Raw genomic sequence first — 511 nt, 5'->3', positions numbered from 1 at the left:
GCTGGAGGGTCTATGCTGAGTGTTACCGGTCTGAATCATTTTTATTATGTGCGTGACTTTACCGACATGCGTTGCAAGCACAGCCGTGTGTTGTCCATCATCCGTGAACTGCTTCACCGTGAACCCTGTGACGGGGATGTCTTTATTGTCATGTCGTGAAATCGAAAAATAGTCCGTATGTTTTCATTTGCCAATCATTCATACAGCCTGTTCAAAAGTGCCCTTTTAAAGGGGAATGCCCTAAATTGAGTGCTTACTTGAGAAATGGTACAAACCCATAAGTCACTGTGCTGTAAAAGTGAAAACTTTAGAAACTTCATCATATACAAATTTGTGAATCTCCCCAAGTATTCCTATCTTTGAGGCATGAAAAGAAGAGAAAGATACATGACGCATTTCGTGAACCCGTTTACGGATATCGGCTTCAAGATCATCTTCGGGCAACCTGCCAGCAAGGAACTGCTCATTACCTTGCTGAACGAGCTGCTTGCGGGGGAGCATCACATTGAAG

At 43.6% G+C, this 511-nt stretch carries 1 protein-coding gene; it reads left to right on the top strand.

Annotated features, from left to right (window positions below; genetic code table 11):
* Positions 1-387 precede the first annotated feature (387 nt).
* On the top strand, positions 388-511 hold a 124-nt coding region (locus B5F78_RS17010; protein WP_204502800.1), incomplete at its 3' end, for a PD-(D/E)XK nuclease family transposase.

The organism is Bacteroides sp. An279 (genome assembly GCF_002159615.1).
GTDB lineage: Bacteria > Bacteroidota > Bacteroidia > Bacteroidales > Bacteroidaceae > Phocaeicola > Phocaeicola intestinalis.
Note: the sequence above shows the minus strand (reverse complement) of the source record. Positions and strands in the feature narration are given on the sequence as shown.